The following is a 19,032-nucleotide window of genomic DNA, read 5'->3' as shown; positions in this document are numbered from 1 at the left end:
GCTGGGTCCCCCCGCGAGCCACCGCCGGACCGGTACCTTCCTGCTCCCCCCGTGGTTCCCCCTGTGCGCCCCCGTTGCGGTCGTCCCCCGGGACCCCCCGTGCCTCGCTCCCGCCGACGACGCCGGCGGAAGGAGCGGATCGCGGGCCGGTCCGTTTCCGGCGCCCCGTGTCGCCGGTTCCGGAGCCGTGCCCCCTCTCCGTGCTCTCCACTTTCTCGTTTCCGCAGGTCGTGGCCCATCCGCACGCGTACTCATCTCGGGAACTAGGTACGGATACTCAGTCCTGCGCACCCGCCCCCACGACGCCGTGCCGTCGGCTGGTCACCGGAGCGGGGGCTCCGGTACTCGGGGCCGGGGTGTCAGCGGGGGCGGATAAAGTCCCTGGCATGGCACGGATTGCGGTGATCGGCGCCGGGATGGGCGCGATGGCGGCCGCTGCCCGGCTGGCCGTCGCGGGCCACCGGGTGGCGGTGTACGAGCGGACGGACACGTACGGCGGCGCGCTGCGCCGGCTGGAGCGGGACGGCTTCGCGTTCGACACCGGCCCCGGGCTGCTCCCGCTGCCCGCGGTCTACCGCGATCTGTTCGTCAAGACCGGCAAGGAGCCGTTGGACGCCTGCGTCGACCTGGTCCAGGTCGACCCGTCGTCCCACCACGTGTTCGCGGACGGTACGCGTGTCTCGCTGCCGAACGCGTCCCGCGCGGGCGTCGTCTCCGCCCTGCAGGAGGCCCTCGGCCTCACTGCCGGACAGCGCTGGGGCGACTTCCTGGTGCGCGCCCGCGAGGCCTGGGACAGGACCCGCAGACCGCTCCTGGAGGAGCCGCTGTGGCCCAACTGGCGGGTGCTCGCCGACCGCGAGCCCTACCCGGCCGTCCCCCACAAGAAGCTGCTGCGCACGCGCACCGCGGGCACGCTCGCCGAAATCGGTGCCTGGGAGCTGCGCGATCCCCGGCTGGTCGCCCTGCTGGGGAGTTACGCGCTCGAGCACGGCCTCGACCCCCGGTCCACCCCGGCGAGCGCGGCGGTGCTGCCGTACATGGAGCACGCCTTCGGCACCTGGTACGTACGCGGCGGCATGCGGGAACTGGCCCGCGCGGTGTACGAGCGGTGTGTGGCCCGCAGGGTGGAGTTCCACTTCGGCGCCGAGGTCACCGGCGTGCTGGAGAAGGACGGCCGGGTGGCGGGCGTGGAGTTCACCGGGGGCCCCTCCCCGGCCTCCGGGGTCGGAAGCGGGGGCGGAACGGTCGCCGAGGCGGACCACGTGGTCGCCGGGGTGACGCCCGCGGTGCTGGACCGGCTGACCCGGGGGACACCGGTGCGCGGTGACGGCGAGGTTCCGGGCAGGACCGGGGCGGCGAGCCGGCTGACGGTGCTGCTGGCGCTGCGCGGGGGGCGTCCGGAGGGGACACCGCACCGGACGGTCGTGCACACGGAGGACCGGGAGGCCGAACTGGAGTCCCTGACCGGCTCCTCCGCGAGCCTGCCCGCACACCCCACGGTCACGGTCCTGCGGCCCGACGACCCGGCGCTGGTCCCCGACGGCGCCCATGAGGCGGTCACCCTCACCTCGGTGGTGCCCCCGGGCGCCGGGCCGGGCCTGGACGAGCACGCGCAGCGCATGATCACCGCCGCCGAGCGGGCGGTACCCGGCCTGCGCGACCGTCTGATCCGGTACGAGGTGCGCACCCCGGCAGACATCGCGGAGGCGACGGGCGCGGAGGGCGGAGCGGTGCCCGTACCGGCGCTCGCCGCGGCGGGCGGACGGCTGCTCCACCCGTCCAACGGCACCCGCCTGCCGGGGCTGTTCACGGTCGGCGGCTGGTCGCACCCCGGCGGAGGGCTGCCGCACGCCGGGATGTCGGGCGCGCTGGTCGCCGGCCTGATCGTGGAGGGTCCGGAGTTCCGCGGCTCCCAGTGAACGGCGGGGACGCTTTCGGCTCCGGGTTGCTCCGGGCGTATCAGTAGCGGTACTGCTGCTCGTCGTACCCGTTGCCGTTCCCGGGCGCCTGGCCCGTCTGGCCGTCGCCCTGGTACGGGTACGGCTGCTCCTGCGGGAGTTCACCGCCGTACAGGTCGTCGGCGTTGCGCTGCTGCGGGACCCACAGGCCGCCGGCCGGGGTCTCGCCGCCGTAGGTGCCGCCGTACTGGTCCTGGCCGTAGCCCTGTTGGCCGTACTGCTGCGGGTCGGTGTAACCGGTGCCGTACGAGGCGTCGCCATAGCTCGAGTTGCCGATGTACGGGTCGGAGTAGGCGGCGTACTGCTGCTGTTGACCCGTGCTGTCGTAGGCGGCCTGCTGCTGGCCGTAACCGGAGTAGTCGTAGGCGTAGTTCTGGTCGGTGGCATAGCCCTGGTCGGGGCTCTGGACGGTCGCCGCGTACTGGTCCTGGGCCGGGGTGCCGTACCCGTTGTCACCGTTGTCGCCGCTGTCGCCGCTGTCGCCGTAGACGCCGTACGAGCCGGTGTCGTCGGGCATGGGCTGCGGCTCGTAGACGGCGGTGGTCTCGGCGGCCGTCGACTGCTCGGTGCGTGCCGGCGTGAACACGTCGTCGCGGTCGTAGTCGTCCGCGGCGTAGGCGTTCCGGTCGGTGCGGTAGGCGGCGGCCTCGTCGCCATAGCCGTCCCCGCCGCCGTAGCCGTCGCCGGTGGCCTCCAGGCCGGAGACCTCCAGGGTCGGTTCCTGCCGCCCGCGGTCAGCCCGGCCGCCCTTGACGGCGGCCAGCGCCGGGGCGTTGACCGCCCAGCCGGCCGCGAAGCCGCGGCGGAACGAGAGGGTGACGTAGGTCTGGCCGATCGCGAAGGCCGCAGCACCCAGTCCGATGACGAGGACGGCCTGGATCAGCACACCGAGCACGACGCCCAGGAAGCCGGCGAAGGCGAGCAGCCGCCAGCGCAGGCGTGCCTTGTACTGCAGCAACACCTCGCCGAGCAGCCACAACGCGACCACTCCGAACGCGATGTAGAGGACCGTCCAGCCCATGTACGCCCCTCTCCCAGCGGTCGCTACGCAGTGTGTCGTACACCGGTGCGACCGGTCTAGGCCCGCAGCGGGTGGTGCAGGCCCAGGTTCTCGTAGATTTCCAGCGTCGCCGTGGAGTTGTTGAGCGTGATGAAGTGCAGTCCGGGCACTCCCTCGGCCAGCAGCCGCGCGCAGAACTCCGTGGCGAACTCGATGCCAATGGAGCGTACCGTCGCCGGATCGTCCGCCGCTGCGAGGATCCGCTCTTTCAGGGCATCCGGGAACGACGCGTTACTGAGCTGCGGCAACCTCTCCAGCATCTTCACACTGGTCACCGGCATGACCTCGGGGATCACCGGCGTCTCGCAACCCGCCGCGTCGACCCGGTCACGCAGGCGCAGGTACGACTCGGGGTGGAAGAACATCTGGGTGATCGCGTAGTCGGCGCCCGCCCGGCACTTGTCGACGAAGTGCGCGACGTCCGTGTCCCACTCGGCCGACCTCGGGTGCATCTCCGGGAAGGCGGCGACGCCGACGCAGAAGTCTCCCGACTCCTTGATGAGCCGGACGAGTTCGGCGGCGTAGGTCAGCCCCTGCGGGTGCGGGATCCAGTCGGCCATCGGGTCGCCGGGCGGGTCACCCCGCACGGCGAGCATGTTGCGGATCCCGGCGTCGGCGTACTGGCCGATGATGTTGCGCAGTTCGGCGACGGAGTGGTTGACCGCGGTGAGGTGGGCGACCGGGGTGAGCGTGGTGTCCGCGACGATCTGCTCGGTCTCGTGGACCGTGCCCGCGCGGGTGGAGCCCCCGGCACCGTAGGTGACGGAGACGAAGTCCGGGGCGACCGCCTCGACCCTGCGCAGCGCACTCCAGAGGTTCCGCTGGCCCTTGGGGGTCTTCGGCGCCGAGAACTCGAACGAGTACGTCGTCTTTCCGGCGGCGAGCATGTCGCGCACGGTGCGTGCGCGATCAGTCCTGGTCGATGCGGTTCCGATGGCCATACCGGCAGGTTAGCCAGGGGACGGCGACCCCCCAACCGAATGAGGGTTATTTGCCCGATTAGCCGCTTTCTTGTCCACCCTTTGGACAAACCTGAGACGAACCCGGTCACCGGGCGCCGGACGCCGCCCGCAGCCGCTTCGCGAACTCGGCCGCCGCCGCGCCCGGGTCGTCCGCCTCGGTGATGGCCCGTACGACGACGACCCGGCGGGCTCCGGCCTCCAGCACCTCGTCGAGGTTGCCGAGGTCGATGCCGCCGATGGCGAACCAGGGGCGGTCGGTGCCGAGGGCGGCGGCGTACCGGACCAGGTCGAGGCCGGGGGCGTGGCGGCCGGGCTTGGTGGGGGTGGGCCAGCAGGGGCCGGTGCAGAAGTAGTCCACGCCCTCCTGCACGGCCGCCGCGGCCGCCTCGGACTCGGCGTGCGTGGAGCGGCCGATCAGGACGTCCTCGCCGAGGACGGCTCGGGCCGCGGGGACGGGAAGGTCGCCCTGGCCGAGGTGCAGTACGTCGGCGCCGGCGGCGTGGGCGACGTCCGCGCGGTCGTTCACCGCGAGCAGCCTGCCGTGCCGGGCGCAGGCGTCCGCGAGGACCCCCAGGTGCTCCAGCTCCTCGCCGGCCTCCATGCCCTTGTCCCTCAGCTGCACGATGTCGACGCCGCCGGCCAGGACCGCGTCCAGGAACTCCGCGAGATCGCCCTGCCTCTTGCGGGCGTCGGTGCAGAGATAGACCAGGGCGTCGGAGAGCCGGGCGCGCGCGGCGGTGCTTGCGGCAGTGCTTGTGGCAGTGCCTGCGGCAGTAACTGGCATGCGGGTGTCCCCCCGTGTGTCGGTGGCGGCCGGACCGGGGCGGACCCGGGGCCGGGTGGAGCGCGGCCCACGGCGGACTCCGGCACGGGGTGCCGGACGGTCGCGGGCCCGGGCCCGGCGCCCTGGGACAGCGGCGCCGGGCGACGGTTCACAGCCGGATGCGGGTTCCCGCCCCGATGCGGGTCCGGGCCCGGGTCCGGGTGTTTCGTCGCGGGCTCAGACGGCGAGCGCCTGGGCGCGGCGCTTCACCTCCGTGCCGCGGTTCTCGCTCAGCGCCTGCGCGGGCGTGCCCGGCAGGCTCTCGTCGGGGGTGAAGAGCCATTCCAGCATCTCTTCGTCCGTGAAACCGTCGTCCCGCAGGAGCGTCAGGGTGCCGGAGAGGCCCTTGACGACCTTGTCCTCGTCGATGAAGGCGGCGGGGACGTGCAGTGCGCGGTTCTCACCTCGGCGTACGGCGATGAGCTGGCCCTCCTTGACCAGCTGCCGGACGCGCGTCACCTCGACGCCGAGCATCTCGGCGATGTCGGGCAGGGTGAGCCAGGCGGGGACGAGAGCATCGATCTTTGCGTCAATCTCGGTCACGGGACAAGCGTGCCATCTGGCACTGACAGTCGGAAGCCGAGCCCCTCCGCCGGGGGTCCGTCCGGCGGATCACCTTGCACGGACGTGTCGGTCGGACGGACACCGGGAGGCCGGGGTTCATCCCTTCGCCGACTTCAGCGGCCTCGCCGGGTCGGCCAGCAGCTCCGCGTCCAGCACCGTGCCCGCCTCGATCAGCCGGCGCCCCTGGGCCAGGTCGCGGGGGCGGCCCACCGCGAGCAGCGCGACCAGCCGGGACGCGCGGAGCCAGCAGACCGTCCAGGCCGGCCCGTCGGCGTCCCCGCGCCACACCGTCCGGTCGGCGTCCGCGTGATACCCGGCGTACTGGACGAAGCGGCCGAACTGCTCGGACCAGAAGTACGGCACCGGGTCGTACACCGCCGGAGGTTCGCCGGTGGCCGCCCCGAGGATGTTCGCCGCGACCGTGCGCGGGCCCTGCAGGGCGTTGTCCCAGTGGTGCACCAGCAGGCGTTCGCCGTACCGCCCCGAGGCGAAGGACGCGCAGTCGCCGACCGCGTACACGTCCGGGACGGAGGTCATCAGGTGCGGGTCGGCGACCACGTCACCGCGCTCGCCGAGTTCGACCCCGGAGCCGGCCAGCCAGGCGGTGGCGGGGCGGGCCCCGATCCCGACGACGACGGCGCCCGCGGACAGTCGCGAGCCGTCGTCCAGCACCACTGCGCCGGGCTCGACGCGCGCCACGCGCGCGTGCGTGCGCAGCACCGCCCCCGCGTCGCCGTACCAGGCGGTCATCGGGGCGGCCACCTCGGCGGGCAGCGCCTCGGCCAACGGCCGGTCGGCCGCCTCCACGACGGTGACCGCGCAGCCCGCCTCGCGCGCCGCCGTGGCGAACTCCGCGCCGATCCAGCCGGCGCCGACGACCACGATGTCCTGGCGGCCCGCGAGCACCGGCCGCAGCCGTTCGACGTCGTCCAGGGTGCGCAGCAGATGGACGCCCGGGACCCCGTCCGCGCCCGGCAGCCGGACCGGTTCGGCACCGGTCGCGACGACCAGGACGTCGTAGGGGACCGGCCCGGCCTCCGTGTCCAGTTCGTGGTCGGCGGGACGCAGCCCGAGCACCTCGCAGCCGAGCCGCAGTTCGATGCCGAGCGCCTCGAAGTCGACGTCGAAGGCGGAGCCCTCCGCCTTGCCGAGCAGCACCGCCTTGGACAGGGGAGGCCGGTCGTACGGCTGGTGGGGTTCGGCGCCGAGCAGCGTCACGGTGCCGGTGAATCCCTGTTCCCGGAGGGCGACGGCGGTCTGCACGCCGGCCATTCCGGCCCCCGTCACCACCACGCGCCGCGGCTCGGACGGTCCCCGTTCCTGTGTCTGCTCGCTCACCTGATCACCATAGACGCCTGACCATCGGTCAGTCGGTCTCCGGATCCCGTGAGCTGCTCCACGACACTGGTCCCGCTGCCCGGCTGCGACTCCCACTCCCAGGCCTCCTCCAGCCGCACCCGCCCGTCAGGCAGCTCCACGACCGTCGACACACAGTGCCCCGAGGACGTGCTGCCGTCCTGCTTGAGCTGCACGTACCGGAAGTCCAGCCGGTCCCCCTCCCGGGTGCCCACCAGGTACCCGCGGACGACGTCACCACCCGCGTACTCGGCCCAGATCCCGCCGTCCCGCTCGTGGTACGCGAACCGGGTGCGGGTGCCGACCTGGCCCGGCGCCTGGTCGGCGACGGGGGCGAGGACGAGACCGTCGAGCGAACCAGCCATGCGAAGGCTCCCTACACGTTCGTTGATCCGGAGGCTAGGGTGGCCAACGTAAGACACTCGCGGGAGCCCGGACGCACCGGGCTGAGAGGGAGGCTGGCGGCCTCCGACCGTATGCACCTGATCCGGGTCATGCCGGCGAAGGGAGGGGCTGGACGCCCATGTCGCCCACACACACCTCGCAGCGCTCCCCCGACGTCCTCGTCGTCGGGGGCGGCGTCATCGGTCTGGTCACGGCCTGGCGGTCCGCGCAGCGCGGGCTGGCCACCACCGTGCTGGACCCCGAGCCGGGCGGCGGCGCCGCCCAGGTGGCCGCCGGGATGCTGGCCGCCGTCACGGAACTGCACTACGGCGAGCAGACCCTGCTCGGCCTGAACCTCGCCTCCGCGCTCCGCTACCCCGACTTCGCGGCCGAGCTCACCGAGGCCACCGGCCACGATCTCGGCTACCGCCGGTGCGGCACCCTCGCGGTCGCGCTGGACGCCGACGACCGCGCCCATCTGCGCGAACTGCACGCACTGCAACAGCAGTCGGGGCTCGACGCACAGTGGCTGTCGGGGCGGGAGTGCCGGCGCCTGGAGCCGATGCTCGCCCCCGGTGTGCGCGGCGGGCTGCGGGTGGACGGCGACCACCAGATCGACCCCCGGCGGCTGGCGGCGGCGCTGGTGACCGCCTGCGAGCGGGCGGGCGTGGTCCTGCACCGCGCGTGGGCCGACCGGCTCACCGTCTCCGGGGAGCGGGCCGCGGGCGTGGTCACCGCCGACGGCACCGGGCTGGCCGCCGGGCAGGTGGTGCTGGCCGGAGGCAGTCTCAGCGGACGGCTCGCGGGCGTCCCCGCGGACCTGCGGCCTCCCGTGCGTCCCGTGAAGGGGCAGGTGCTCCGGCTGGCGATGCCCGACCGGTTCGGTCCGTTCCTGAGCCGGACGGTGCGTGCGGTGGTGCGGGGCAGCCAGGTGTACCTGGTGCCGCGCGAGAACGGGGAGCTGGTGATCGGGGCGACCAGCGAGGAGCAGGGCTGGGACACGACCGTCACCGCGGGCGGGGTGTACGAACTGCTGCGCGACGCCCACGAACTGGTCCCCGGCATCACCGAGCTGCCGCTCACCGAGACCCGGGCCGGGCTGCGCCCCGGCACCCCCGACAACGCGCCCCTGCTCGGCCCGTCCGGGCTCGAGGGGCTGGTCCTGGCGACCGGGCACCACCGCAACGGCGTGCTGCTCACTCCGGTCACCGGCGACGCCCTGGCGGAGTTCCTGGCCACCGGTGAACTCCCGGCGGAGGCCCGCCCCTTCACTCCCCGGCGGTTCACCGCGACCGCCGCCGCACTCACGGAGCAGCCCGTATGAACACTCCTGTGGACACGTCGACGAACGCTCCCGCGCACGCCCCGGTCATGGTCTCGGTCAACGGGGAGCCTCGCGAGGTGGCTCCCGGCACGGCGCTCGATGCGCTGGTCGGCACGCTCACCGAGGCGCACTCCGGGGTGGCCGCCGCCCTCAACGAAACGGTCGTCCCGCGCGCGCAGTGGCCGCTCACGCCCCTCGCCGAGGGGGACCGGGTGGAAGTCCTGACCGCCGTGCAGGGAGGCTGATCATGGCCGACGATCCGTTCGTCCTCGGCGGTACGTCCTTCACGTCCCGTCTGATCATGGGCACCGGCGGGGCTCCCAGCCTCGAGGTGCTGGAGCGGGCGCTGGTGGCGTCCGGGACCGAGCTGACGACCGTCGCGATGCGGCGGGTGAACCCCTCGGTGCACGGCTCGGTACTCTCGGTGCTGGACAGGCTGGGCATCCGGGTGCTGCCGAACACGGCCGGCTGTTTCACCGCCGGGGAGGCGGTGCTCACCGCCCGTCTCGCACGGGAGGCACTCGGCACCGACCTGGTCAAGCTGGAGGTCATCGCCGACGAGCGCACCCTGCTGCCGGACCCCGTCGAACTGCTGGAGGCGGCCGAGACCCTGGTCGACGACGGGTTCACGGTGCTGCCGTACACCAACGACGATCCCGTGCTGGCGCGGAAGCTGGAGGACGCCGGCTGTGCGGCGGTCATGCCGCTCGGTTCGCCGATCGGGTCGGGGCTCGGCATCCGCAACCCGCACAACTTCGAGCTGATCACGCAGCACGCGCGCGTGCCGGTGATCCTGGACGCGGGTGCCGGTACGGCGTCGGACGCGGCACTGGCGATGGAACTGGGCTGCGCGGGCGTGATGCTCGCCTCGGCGGTGACGCGGGCGCAGGAGCCGGTGCTGATGGCCGCCGCCATGCGGAGCGCGGTCGAGGCGGGGCGGCTGGCGCGGCGGGCGGGGCGGATCCCTCGGCGGCACTTCGCCGAGGCGTCCTCTCCTGCGGAGGGGCTTGCCGTGCTGGATCCGGAGCGGCCGGCGTTCTGAGGGGTCCTCCCACCCGCGCACCGCCCGTTTCCAGTCGGTCGAGAGGTGAAGGCTCCTCATGGGGCAGGCACCGTCGGTGGTCGCGAGGCACCCGGCACCGTCAGCGGCTGCGGGGGCCGGCGCCGTCGGCGGTCGTGGGGGCAGGCACCGTCGGTGGTCGCGAGGCACCCGGCACCGTCAGCGGCTGCGGGGGCCGGCGCCGTCGGCGGTCGTGGGGGCAGGCACCGTCGGTGGTCGTGGGGCGTCCCTTCGTGGGGTGCGTCACAGGTCGGCTGCAGTCGCGCCCCGATCCGGGACCGTTCCGGACCGAACCGGCCGGCTCCGTCGGCGGCTCCTCGTAGACTCCCAGCGTGGACACGACCCTTCAGGACCCTCTGGTCGGGCAGCTGCTCGACGGCCGGTACCGCGTCGAGGCGCGGATCGCGGTCGGCGGGATGGCCACGGTCTACCGGGCCGTGGACACCCGCCTGGACCGTGTGCTCGCGCTCAAGGTGATGCACCCGGCGCTCGCCGCCGACGGCTCCTTCGTCGAGCGGTTCATCCGCGAGGCGAAGTCGGTCGCCCGGTTGGCCCATCCGAACGTGGTCCAGGTCTTCGACCAGGGCACCGACGGGGCGTACGTCTACCTGGCGATGGAGTACATCGCCGGCTGCACCCTGCGTGACGTGCTGCGCGAGCGCGGTGCGCTGCAGCCGCGGGCCGCGCTGGACATCCTGGAGCCGATGCTGGCCGCGCTCGGCGCCGCGCACCGGGCCGGGTTCGTGCACCGGGACATGAAGCCGGAGAACGTGCTGATAGGGGACGACGGCCGGGTCAAGGTCGCCGACTTCGGGCTGGTCCGGGCCGTGGACACGGTGACGAACACCACCGGCACCGTGCTGGGCACGGTCTCGTACCTGGCGCCGGAGCAGATCGAGAGCGGCAGCGCCGACCCCCGCGTGGACGTGTACGCGTGCGGCATCCTGCTGTACGAGATGCTGACCGGTGAGAAGCCGCACGACGGCGACTCCCCCGCGATCGTGCTCTACAAGCACCTGCACGACGACGTGCCGCCGCCGTCGGCCGCCGTACCCGGCATGGCGTACGCGCTGGACGAACTGGTCGCCTCGGCGACCGCGCGCACCCCGGAGGTCCGCCCGTACGACGCGGTGGCGCTCCTCGCACAGGTCCGCGAGGCGCGCGGCGGGCTCGACGACGAGCAGCTGGACGCGATGCCGCCGCAGGCGCTGACGCCGGAGGAACAGCACGCCCGGGGCGCGGAGAACCGTACGAGCGTCATCCCGCGCGCACTGACAGTGCCCCGCCCCCTGCCCGTCGACGAGGACCGCCGCACCAGCCGCCTCCAGTCCCCGGCGCCGCCGCCCCAGCGCGGTGTGTCGCTGCTGCGGCGCGGCCCGATGGCGGTCGTCGTCGCCGTGCTGCTGGTACTGGGCGCCGGGGCAGGCGTGTGGTACATCAACTCCGGCCAGTTCACGCAGGTCCCGCCGCTGCTGGCGAAGACCGAGAAGGAGGCCCGGGAGCGGCTGGCGGACGCCGGGCTGGGCGTCGGCCGGGTCGAGGAGGCGTACAGCGACACCGTGGAGCGGGGCACGGTGATCAGCACGGATCCCAAGGCGGGTGCTCGTATCCGCGGCACCGACTCGGTCTCGCTCACCCTGTCCAAGGGGCCGCAGACCGTGCGGGTGCCCGATGTCGACGGCTACCGGCTGGACAAGGCGCGGTCCGTGCTGGAGGACGCGGGCCTGGAACCGGGCATGGTCACCCGGGAGTTCAGCGAGGACGTGGCCAAGGGCTTCGTGGTCTCCACCGGGCCGGGCAAGGGCACGCAGGTCCGTGCGGGCTCGGCGGTGGCGCTCACCGTGAGCAAGGGCAGCCCGGTGGACGTCCCCGAGGTGATCGGCCAGGACCTGGACGACGCGCGCGCCGAGCTGGAGGAGGCCGGCCTCAAGGTGAGCATCGCCGCCGAGCGGGTCACCTCCGAGCACGACGCGGGCCGGGTGGCCCGGCAGAGCCCGGAGGCCGGCCGTGAGGCCGCCGAGGGGGACAGCGTGACACTGACGCTGTCCAAGGGGCCCGAGATGGTCCCGGTCCCGGACGTGGTCGGCGACAGCGTGGACGAGGCCACCGGGAAGCTGGAGGGTGCCGGGTTCCGGGTCAAGGAGGACCGCGGGCTGCTCGGTCTGTTCGGCGACACCGTCAAGGCCCAGTCCGTGTCCGGCGGGGACACCGCGCCCAAGGGCTCGACGATCACCCTCAAGATCCGCTGACGTGGGGCTCAGGGGCTTCGGCGCCCCGGGGCATGACACCCTGGAAGGGTGAAGAGTCACCTGTCCGGCCCCGCCCGCAACCCGGTCGGCGGCCATGTCCCCGTGGCCGGCGGTCTGCACTCCGTCGGCCTGTCCTACGCCCGTGAGCTGCGCGCGGAGGCCGTGCAGGTCTTCGTCGCCAACCCGCGCGGCTGGGCGACGCCGACCGGCAACCCGAAGCAGGACGCGGCGTTCCGCGAGGCGTGTGCGGCCGGGTCGATCCCGGCGTACGTGCACGCTCCGTACCTGATCAACTTCGGGTCCCACACCGAGGCGACCGTCGAACGGTCCGCCGAGTCGCTGCGCCACTCGCTGCGGCGCGGGCGCGAGATCGGGGCGCTGGGTGTGGTGGTGCACACCGGCAGCGCGACCGGCGGACGGGAGCGGCCGGTGGCGCTGAGGCAGGTACGGGAGCACCTGCTGCCGCTGCTCGACGAGCTCACCCACGACGACGACCCGTTCCTGCTGCTGGAGTCGACGGCCGGCCAGGGCTCCTCCCTGTGCTCCCTGATTCGGGACTTCGGTCCGTACTTCGAGGTGCTGGACGCCCATCCGAAGCTGGGTGTCTGCCTGGACACCTGCCATGTCTTCGCGGCCGGCCACGACCTGACCGGGCCGAGCGGGATGCACCGGACACTGGATCTGCTGGTGGACACGGTCGGCGAGGGGCGGCTGAAGCTCATCCACGCCAATGACTCCATGGACGTGGTCGGCGCGCACAAGGACCGTCACGCGAACATCGGCGCAGGCCACATAGGCGAGGACCCGTTCCGCGCGCTGATGACGCACCCGGCGACCGAGGGCGTGCCCCTGGTCATCGAGACCCCCGGCGGCAAGGAGGGGCATGCGGCGGACGTGGAGCGGCTGAAGAAACTCCGGGATCAGGACCACTGATCCGCAGTTCAGGGGTCCGGGAGCCCGGCCCCGCTCAGAGTTCGGGGCCGTCCCCGGGCTCTTCCTGGTAGGAGTAGCGCTGTTCCTTCCAGGGGTCGCCGATGTTGTGATAGCCGCGCTCCTCCCAGAAGCCGCGGCGGTCGGCGGTCATGTACTCCACGCCGCGGACCCACTTCGGCCCCTTCCAGGCGTAGAGGTGGGGGACGATCAGACGGAGCGGAAACCCGTGCTCGGCGGTCAGCAGTTCGCCGTCCTTGTGCGTGGCGAAGAGGGCCCGCTCGGACGAGAAGTCCGCCAGCCGCAGGTTGGAGCTGTATCCGTACTCGGCCCACACCATCACATGGGTGACGTCGGGCGCGGGCGGGGCGAGCTCCAGGAGGGTACGGGCCGGAATCCCGCCCCATTCGGCGCCGAGCATGCTGAACTTCGTGACACAGTGCAGGTCGGCCACGACGCTGCGGTACGGCAGGGACGTGAACTCCTCGTGGTTCCAGCAGTGCTTGTCGCCGTCGGCGGTGGCGCCGAACACCCTGAACTCCCAGCGCTCGGGCCGGAACCTGGGGACGGGCCCGTAGTGCGTGACCGGCCAGCCCTTCTGCAGTCGCTGCCCCGGCGGAAGCTCGAACCGCGCCGCTCCCTCTGCTGTGCGCTCCCCCGATTCGCGTTCCGCCGGCTGACCCATGCTTCCATCCTGACAGACCCGGTGCGACGCATCGGACCGGGGCCCAATGAAGTCGGACAATATCCGCCAAATAACCGCGAGTGCACCCTTACTCAGTAAGCATGTACTTACTGGACGATCTTCTCAGCCGATGGAATCATGCGGCGCATCTGGCCCGTTCATCCGTGTGGAAGGAGCCGCTGCGATGCAGGGCGATCCCGAGGTCATCGAATTCCTCAACGAGCAGCTGACCGCCGAGCTGACCGCGATCAACCAGTACTTCCTGCACTCGAAGCTGCAGGACCACAAAGGCTGGACCAAGCTCGCCGAGTACACGCGCGCGGAGTCCTTCGACGAGATGCGGCACGCGGAGGTCCTCACCGACCGCATCCTGCTGCTCGACGGCCTGCCCAACTACCAGCGGCTCTTCCACGTCCAGGTCGGGCAGACGGTGACGGAGATGTTCCAGGCCGACCGGCAGATCGAGGTCGAGGCCATCGACCGCCTGCGCCGCGGCGTGGAGGTCATGCGCAACAAGAACGACATCACGTCCGCCAACATCTTCGAGGCGATCCTCGCCGACGAGGAGCACCACATCGACTACCTGGACACCCAGCTGGAGCTCATCGAGAAGCTGGGCGAGGCGCTGTACCTGTCGACGGTGATCGAGCAGTCGCAGCCGGACTCCTCGGGCCCGGGGACGAGCGGGTTCTCGACCCACTAGGACGACCGGGCCTACGCGGCTTCGGGAAGCTCCGCCGTGAGGGGCGGCCGGCCCTGGCCGGCCTGCTGCCGACGGGGGCAGGCGCCACGCCCGAGCAGCGCCTGGATGCGTCGCACGCAGCCGCCGCAGTCGGTGCCCGCCTTGCAGGCGGAGGCGATCTGCCGGGGAGTGCAGGCCCCGGCGTCCGCGTGACTCCTCACCTGTTCCTCGGTCACTCCGAAGCAGCTGCAGACGAACACGCGGTCCTCCTCCCGAGGTAGTGCTGGGTCGTGCCGTACCGACCCCTGATCGGTGAGGCTAACCTAACCTTACCTGCCGTCCGGGTGGCACAAAAGTGGGGTGGGGCGCCGATCCTGTGTGATCCGTGCCCCACCCCTCGCCGTTTCGGCAGGTGAGCGGTGTTACTGGTCCCGGTACATCTCGGCGACGAGGAACGCCAGGTCCAGCGACTGGCTGCGGTTCAGCCGGGGGTCGCAGGCGGTCTCGTAGCGCTGGTGCAGATCGTCGACGAAGATCTCGTCGCCACCGCCCACGCACTCGGTGACGTCGTCACCGGTGAGTTCCACGTGGATGCCGCCCGGGTGGGTGCCGAGCCCCTTGTGGACCTCGAAGAAGCCCTTCACCTCGTCGAGCACGTCGTCGAAGCGGCGGGTCTTGTGCCCGGAGGCCGCCTCGAAGGTGTTGCCGTGCATCGGGTCGGTCACCCAGGCCACGGTGGCACCGGAGGCGGTGACCTTCTCGACCAGCTCGGGAAGCCTGTCGCGGATCTTGTCCGCGCCCATCCGGACGATGAAGGTCAGCCGGCCCGGCTCACGCTCGGGGTCGAGCCGCTCGATGTACTGCAGCGCGTCCTCGGCGGTGGTGGTCGGGCCGAGCTTGATGCCGATCGGATTGCGGATCTTCGAGGCGAACTCGATGTGCGCGTGGTCCAGCTGCCGGGTGCGCTCACCGATCCACACCATGTGCGCGGAGACGTCGTACAGCCGGCCGGTGCGCGAGTCCACGCGGGTCAGCGCCGACTCGTAGTCCAGCAGCAGCGCCTCGTGCGACGAGAAGAACTCGACGGTCTTGAACTCCTCCGGCTCGACCCCGCAGGCCTGCATGAAGTTCAGCGCCTGGTCGATCTCGCGGGCGAGCTGCTCGTAACGCTGGCCGGACGGGGACGACTTCACGAAGTCCTGGTTCCAGGCGTGCACCTGGCGCAGGTCGGCGTAGCCGCCGGTGGTGAAGGCACGCACCAGGTTCAGCGTGGAGGCCGAGGCGTTGTACATCCGCTTCAGCCGCTCGGGGTCCGGGACGCGGGCCTCTTCGGTGAAGTCGAAGCCGTTGACGGAGTCGCCGCGGTAGGTGGGCAGGGTCACGCCGTCGCGGGTCTCGGTCGACTTGGAGCGCGGCTTGGAGTACTGGCCGGCGATCCGGCCCACCTTCACGACGGGCACGGACGCGGCGTACGTCAGTACGGCACCCATCTGGAGCAGTGTCTTCAGCTTGGCCCTGATGTGGTCGGCGGACACCGCGTCGAAGGACTCGGCGCAGTCGCCGCCCTGGAGGAGGAACGCCTCTCCCTTGGCGACGGCCGCCATCCGGGCGCGCAGCTGGTCACACTCGCCCGCGAAGACGAGCGGTGGATACGACTCGAGGTCCGCGATCACTGCGCGCAGAGCCTCGGTGTCGGGGTACTCGGGCTGCTGCGCCGCGGGCAGGTCTCGCCAGGTGTTGCCAGCACTCGGGCTGGTCTTAGCGTTCACGGTCACGCCTCAACATTACGGGGTGGGATGGCGCCTTCCAGGCCCATGCCCAGCAAATGAGACGGGGAATGCTCTCCGTGGACACGTGAGGACCACGTGAAGGACATGCGCTAGGGTGCGTCGCATGTTCGCGCTTTCGACCCGGAACGGTTCGGTTCAGAACCCTTCCGCCCAGAACTGGTGGTGGACCGCTTCTCCGGCGGCCCACTGACCTCATCGCGCGTACACAAGACTCCGCGAAGGCCGCCCGAGGGGCGGCCTTCGGCGTTCGCGGCCCGCGCGGCGCCCCGGCCGGCCCTCCGTCACCGAGGGACCACGACCGATGAACCTGCTCGACCTGCTGGACGATCCCCGTCCGTTCGCCCTGCTGCGCCGCCGCACCCCCGGCCACGACGACACCGTGGTGGAGCTGCTGCTCGGCCCCGTCAGCCCCCGTGACCGGCTGGCCGACCTGCCCGACGAGGGGCTGGCGCTCGTCCCCTTCCGGCAGATCCGGGAGCGCGGCTTCGACGTGCACGACGACGGCACCCCGCTGCTGGTGCTGACTCCCGAGGAGCGCCACGAGATCCCGCTCACCGCCGCCCTGGAACAGCTGCCCGCGCACGACGTCCGGGTGGAGGGCGGCGGCTTCGACGTCGACGACGACGCGTACGCCGGGATCGTCGGGCGGGTGCTGCGGGAGGAGATCGGGCGGGGCGAGGGCGCCAACTTCGTGATCCGGCGGACCTACGAGGGTGAGATCCCCGGGTTCGGGCGGGCCGACGCGCTGGCGCTGTTCCGGCGGCTGCTGGAGGGCGAGCGGGGCGCGTACTGGACGTTCGTGGTGTGCACCGGGCAGGAGGCGGGCGGGCGGACGCTGGTCGGCGCGAGCCCCGAAGTACATGTGCGGGCGTCCGGCGGGACCGTCGTGATGAACCCGATCAGCGGCACGTACCGCTACCCGGCCGGGGGACCGACCCCCGAGCACCTGCTGGACTTCCTCGCCGACGGCAAGGAGATCGAGGAGCTGTCGATGGTCGTCGACGAGGAGCTCAAGATGATGTGCACCGTCGGTGACATGGGCGGGGTCGTGGTCGGTCCCCGGCTGAAGGAGATGGCGCATCTCGCCCACACCGAGTACGAGCTGCGCGGCCGGTCCTCGCTGGACGTGCGGGAGGTGCTGAAGGAGACCATGTTCGCCGCGACCGTCACCGGGTCGCCGGTCCAGAACGCCTGCCGGGTGATCCGACGGCACGAGCCCGCCGGGCGGGACGGTGCCGGGCGCGGGTACTACGCGGGGGCGCTGGCGCTGATCGGCCGGGATGCGGGAGGGGCGCAGAGCCTCGACTCCCCCATCCTCATCCGCACCGCCGACATCGACGCGGCGGGACGGCTGCGGGTGCAGGTCGGCGCCACGCTGGTGCGGGGCTCCGACCCGGCGGGCGAGGTCGCCGAGACCCATGCGAAGGCGGCCGGGGTGCTGGCCGCGCTGGGGGTGCGCCCGGGACGGCCGCGCGAGGAGTCCGTACGGCCGCGGCTGGCCGACGATCCGCGGGTGCGGGCGGCGCTGGACGGGCGGCGGGCCTCGCTGGCCCCGTTCTGGCTGCGGATGCGGGAGCCGTCGGCCGCGCCGGCGGGACGGGAAGGGCTGGAGGGGCTGGAGGGGCTGGAGGGACACGCCCTGGTCGTCGACGGGGAGGACACCTTCACGGCGATGCTCGCGCATGTGCTGCGCTCCTCGGGGCTCGCGGTCACCGTCCGGCGGTACGACGAACCGGGGCTGCGGGAGACGGTGCTCGGGCACGAGGGGCCCGTGGTGCTGGGGCCCGGCCCCGGTGACCCGTCCGACCCGGCCGACGCGAAGATGCGGTTCCTGCGCGGCCTGGCCGCCGCGGTGATCAGGGACCACCGGCACGGCGTCCTCGGCGTCTGCCTCGGCCACGAACTGATCGCGGCCGAGCTGGGGCTCGACACGGTCCGCAAGGAGGTGCCGTACCAGGGGGCGCAGACCGAGATCGACCTGTTCGGGCGGCCGGAGACGGTCGGCTTCTACAACAGCTTCGTCGCCCGGTGCGACGACGAGGCGGCGGCGGAACTGGCCGCGCACGGCATCGAGGTGAGCCGCGCGGCGAACGGCGAGGTGCACGCCCTGCGCGGGCCCGGCTTCGCTTCGCTGCAGTTCCACCCCGAGTCGGTGCTCACCCTGAACGGCGCGGCGCTCGTCGCGCAGCTGATGGGTCAGCTGCGCGGTACGAGGACGTTCTCCGAGCGGCGGCCCTCGGTGTAGTCGAGGACGTTGCGCACCGTGGTCTCGATGATCTGGCTGACGGCGTCCACGGTGTAGTACGCCTGGTGGGACGTCACCAGGACGTTGGGGAAGGTGACGAGGCGGGCCAGGGTGTCGTCCTCGACGGCCTCCAGGGACTTGTCGAGGAAGAACAGGCCCGCCTCCGCCTCGTACACGTCCAGTCCGACGCCGGTGAAGCGGCCCGCGCGCAGTTCGGCGACGAGGGCGGCGGTGTCGACGAGTCCGCCGCGGCTGGAGTTCACCAGGATCGCGTCGTCCCGCATCGTCCTCAGGGCGGGCCCGTCGATCAGCCGGTGGGTCTCCGGCACGAGCGGAACGTGCAGGGTGACCAGGTCGGACTCGGCGAGCAGCTGCTCCTTGGGGACGTAGGTCATGCCGAGCTCCCGGCAGGCGGGGTTCTCGGCGACGTCCCAGCCGAGCAGCCGCATGCCGAAGCCGTGCGCGATCCGGGCGAACGCCTCGCCGATCTTGCCGGTGCCGAGGACGCCGGCGGTGCGGCCGTGCATGTCGCGGCCCATCAGGCCGTCGAGGCGGAAGTCGAAGTCGCGGGTGCGGGTGGAGGCGCGGACGACACGGCGGTTGACCGCCATGGCGAGGGTCCAGGCGAACTCCGCGACCGAGTGGGGCGAGTAGTACGACACCCGGGCGACCGTCAGGCCGAGCCGCTCGGCCGTCTTCAGGTCGACGTTGTTGAAGCCGGTGGACCGCTGGGCGATCATCCGGGTGCCGCCGGCCGCCAGGTTCTCCAGGACCCCGGCGCCGAGGTCGCAGTTGACGCTGGTGGAGATCACCTCGTGGCCGGTCGCGATGAGGGCGGTGTCCTCGTCGAGGAAGACGTCCAGGCCATGTACCTCGTAATGACCTTGGAACGCCTGTTCGATCATGGGCTTCTCGTCGGACTGCACACCGAACGCGAGGATCTCCACGGGGTCCCTCCGG

The 19,032-nt window shown here is 72.3% G+C and carries 19 protein-coding genes and 1 riboswitch; of the genes, 9 read left to right on the top strand and 10 right to left on the bottom strand.

The annotated features are described in order from the left end of the window. The first annotated feature begins 386 nt into the window (after positions 1 to 386). A complete protein-coding gene (locus AC6F7H_RS21770; RefSeq protein ID WP_500758591.1) occupies positions 387 to 1,919 on the top strand; it encodes a phytoene desaturase family protein in 1,533 nt (510 codons plus the stop codon). Between the two features lie 40 nt (positions 1,920 to 1,959). Here AC6F7H_RS21770 and AC6F7H_RS21765 read toward each other — a convergent pair whose 3' ends face one another. From AC6F7H_RS21765 to AC6F7H_RS21740, 6 genes are all read right to left on the bottom strand, one after another. Then, entirely contained in the window at positions 1,960 to 2,979 is a 1,020-nt protein-coding gene (locus AC6F7H_RS21765) for an SCO2102 family sporulation regulator (RefSeq protein ID WP_500758590.1), read from the bottom strand. Between the two features lie 56 nt (positions 2,980 to 3,035). Continuing rightward, a complete protein-coding gene (metF, locus tag AC6F7H_RS21760; RefSeq protein WP_500758589.1) occupies positions 3,036 to 3,959 on the bottom strand; it encodes a methylenetetrahydrofolate reductase [NAD(P)H] in 924 nt (307 codons plus the stop codon). Between the two features lie 106 nt (positions 3,960 to 4,065). Continuing rightward, positions 4,066 to 4,764 carry a thiamine phosphate synthase gene (thiE, locus tag AC6F7H_RS21755; RefSeq protein ID WP_500758588.1) on the bottom strand — a complete coding sequence of 233 codons (699 nt, stop codon included), beginning with the start codon at positions 4,762 to 4,764 and terminating at the stop codon, positions 4,066 to 4,068. Between the two features lie 216 nt (positions 4,765 to 4,980). Next, entirely contained in the window at positions 4,981 to 5,346 is a 366-nt protein-coding gene (locus tag AC6F7H_RS21750; protein WP_109377886.1) for an Rv2175c family DNA-binding protein, read from the bottom strand. A gap of 117 nt (positions 5,347 to 5,463) precedes the next feature. Further along, positions 5,464 to 6,705 (bottom strand): NAD(P)/FAD-dependent oxidoreductase, encoded by a 1,242-nt coding sequence (locus AC6F7H_RS21745; RefSeq protein WP_500758587.1) that lies wholly within the window; start codon positions 6,703 to 6,705, stop codon positions 5,464 to 5,466. Beyond that, positions 6,702 to 7,088: an avidin-fold protein gene (locus AC6F7H_RS21740; RefSeq protein ID WP_500758586.1), complete on the bottom strand. Its 387-nt coding sequence runs from the start codon at positions 7,086 to 7,088 to the stop codon at positions 6,702 to 6,704. The genes AC6F7H_RS21745 and AC6F7H_RS21740 overlap by 4 nt, the downstream gene beginning before the upstream one ends. Positions 7,089 to 7,137: 49 nt before the next feature. Next, a riboswitch (TPP riboswitch) is annotated at positions 7,138 to 7,249 on the top strand. On the opposite strand from AC6F7H_RS21740, the gene thiO reads away from it, so the two are divergent. From thiO to AC6F7H_RS21715, 5 genes are all read left to right on the top strand, one after another. Next, positions 7,247 to 8,431 (top strand): glycine oxidase ThiO, encoded by a 1,185-nt coding sequence (thiO, locus tag AC6F7H_RS21735; protein WP_500758585.1) that lies wholly within the window; start codon positions 7,247 to 7,249, stop codon positions 8,429 to 8,431. Its footprint overlaps the riboswitch before it by 3 nt. Beyond that, the gene (gene thiS / locus AC6F7H_RS21730) at positions 8,428 to 8,676 is read left to right on the top strand and encodes a sulfur carrier protein ThiS (protein ID WP_500758584.1); all 249 of its coding nucleotides are present in this window, start codon (positions 8,428 to 8,430) and stop codon (positions 8,674 to 8,676) included. Before thiO ends, thiS begins: the two co-directional genes overlap by 4 nt. Before the next feature lie 2 nt (positions 8,677 to 8,678). After that, positions 8,679 to 9,473: a thiazole synthase gene (locus AC6F7H_RS21725; RefSeq protein ID WP_363041641.1), complete on the top strand. Its 795-nt coding sequence runs from the start codon at positions 8,679 to 8,681 to the stop codon at positions 9,471 to 9,473. A gap of 350 nt (positions 9,474 to 9,823) precedes the next feature. Then, a complete protein-coding gene (gene pknB / locus AC6F7H_RS21720) occupies positions 9,824 to 11,740 on the top strand; it encodes a Stk1 family PASTA domain-containing Ser/Thr kinase (RefSeq protein ID WP_500758583.1) in 1,917 nt (638 codons plus the stop codon). A 48-nt stretch (positions 11,741 to 11,788) separates the two neighbouring features. After that, the gene (locus tag AC6F7H_RS21715; RefSeq protein WP_500758582.1) at positions 11,789 to 12,673 is read left to right on the top strand and encodes a deoxyribonuclease IV; all 885 of its coding nucleotides are present in this window, start codon (positions 11,789 to 11,791) and stop codon (positions 12,671 to 12,673) included. A gap of 34 nt (positions 12,674 to 12,707) precedes the next feature. Here AC6F7H_RS21715 and AC6F7H_RS21710 read toward each other — a convergent pair whose 3' ends face one another. After that, complete coding sequence (locus AC6F7H_RS21710) at positions 12,708 to 13,355, bottom strand: sulfite oxidase-like oxidoreductase (protein WP_500758581.1); 648 nt, start codon at positions 13,353 to 13,355, stop codon at positions 12,708 to 12,710. 184 nt (positions 13,356 to 13,539) lie between these two features. Here AC6F7H_RS21710 and bfr point away from each other — a divergent pair, with 184 nt between their 5' ends. Then, positions 13,540 to 14,058: a bacterioferritin gene (bfr, locus tag AC6F7H_RS21705; RefSeq protein WP_109377894.1), complete on the top strand. Its 519-nt coding sequence runs from the start codon at positions 13,540 to 13,542 to the stop codon at positions 14,056 to 14,058. A gap of 11 nt (positions 14,059 to 14,069) precedes the next feature. Here bfr and AC6F7H_RS21700 read toward each other — a convergent pair whose 3' ends face one another. Together AC6F7H_RS21700 and AC6F7H_RS21695 are read right to left on the bottom strand one after the other, a co-directional pair. Next, the gene (locus tag AC6F7H_RS21700) at positions 14,070 to 14,297 is read right to left on the bottom strand and encodes a (2Fe-2S)-binding protein (RefSeq protein ID WP_500758580.1); all 228 of its coding nucleotides are present in this window, start codon (positions 14,295 to 14,297) and stop codon (positions 14,070 to 14,072) included. Positions 14,298 to 14,459: 162 nt separating this feature from the next. Next, positions 14,460 to 15,812 carry a class II 3-deoxy-7-phosphoheptulonate synthase gene (locus AC6F7H_RS21695; protein ID WP_500758579.1) on the bottom strand — a complete coding sequence of 451 codons (1,353 nt, stop codon included), beginning with the start codon at positions 15,810 to 15,812 and terminating at the stop codon, positions 14,460 to 14,462. A 118-nt stretch (positions 15,813 to 15,930) separates the two neighbouring features. On the opposite strand from AC6F7H_RS21695, the gene AC6F7H_RS21690 reads away from it, so the two are divergent. Then, the gene (locus tag AC6F7H_RS21690) at positions 15,931 to 16,017 is read left to right on the top strand and encodes a trp operon leader peptide (protein ID WP_500761989.1); all 87 of its coding nucleotides are present in this window, start codon (positions 15,931 to 15,933) and stop codon (positions 16,015 to 16,017) included. Positions 16,018 to 16,128: 111 nt separating this feature from the next. After that, the gene (locus tag AC6F7H_RS21685) at positions 16,129 to 18,072 is read left to right on the top strand and encodes an anthranilate synthase family protein (RefSeq protein ID WP_500758578.1); all 1,944 of its coding nucleotides are present in this window, start codon (positions 16,129 to 16,131) and stop codon (positions 18,070 to 18,072) included. Here the strand turns inward: AC6F7H_RS21685 and AC6F7H_RS21680 are convergent. Next, entirely contained in the window at positions 18,024 to 19,019 is a 996-nt protein-coding gene (locus AC6F7H_RS21680; RefSeq protein ID WP_500758577.1) for a 2-hydroxyacid dehydrogenase, read from the bottom strand. The two genes, AC6F7H_RS21685 and AC6F7H_RS21680, sit on opposite strands and share 49 nt — an antisense overlap. Positions 19,020 to 19,032 lie beyond the last annotated feature (13 nt).

This window comes from Streptomyces sp. MMS24-W38 (assembly GCF_059889265.1).
Note: the sequence above shows the minus strand (reverse complement) of the source record. Positions and strands in the feature narration are given on the sequence as shown.

Bases quoted from the DNA above. Each gene is read 5' to 3' on its own strand.
- AC6F7H_RS21770 (WP_500758591.1), top strand. From the start codon at position 387: ATGGCACGGATTGCGGTGATCGGCGCCGGGATGGGCGCGATGGCGGCC.
- AC6F7H_RS21765 (WP_500758590.1), bottom strand. From the start codon at position 2,979: ATGGGCTGGACGGTCCTCTACATCGCGTTCGGAGTGGTCGCGTTGTGG.
- metF (WP_500758589.1), bottom strand. From the start codon at position 3,959: ATGGCCATCGGAACCGCATCGACCAGGACTGATCGCGCACGCACCGTG.
- thiE (WP_500758588.1), bottom strand. From the start codon at position 4,764: ATGCCAGTTACTGCCGCAGGCACTGCCACAAGCACTGCCGCAAGCACC.
- AC6F7H_RS21740 (WP_500758586.1), bottom strand. From the start codon at position 7,088: ATGGCTGGTTCGCTCGACGGTCTCGTCCTCGCCCCCGTCGCCGACCAG.
- thiO (WP_500758585.1), top strand. From the start codon at position 7,247: ATGTCGCCCACACACACCTCGCAGCGCTCCCCCGACGTCCTCGTCGTC.
- thiS (WP_500758584.1), top strand. From the start codon at position 8,428: ATGAACACTCCTGTGGACACGTCGACGAACGCTCCCGCGCACGCCCCG.
- AC6F7H_RS21725 (WP_363041641.1), top strand. From the start codon at position 8,679: ATGGCCGACGATCCGTTCGTCCTCGGCGGTACGTCCTTCACGTCCCGT.
- AC6F7H_RS21710 (WP_500758581.1), bottom strand. From the start codon at position 13,355: ATGGGTCAGCCGGCGGAACGCGAATCGGGGGAGCGCACAGCAGAGGGA.
- bfr (WP_109377894.1), top strand. From the start codon at position 13,540: ATGCAGGGCGATCCCGAGGTCATCGAATTCCTCAACGAGCAGCTGACC.
- AC6F7H_RS21690 (WP_500761989.1), top strand. From the start codon at position 15,931: ATGTTCGCGCTTTCGACCCGGAACGGTTCGGTTCAGAACCCTTCCGCC.
- AC6F7H_RS21685 (WP_500758578.1), top strand. From the start codon at position 16,129: ATGAACCTGCTCGACCTGCTGGACGATCCCCGTCCGTTCGCCCTGCTG.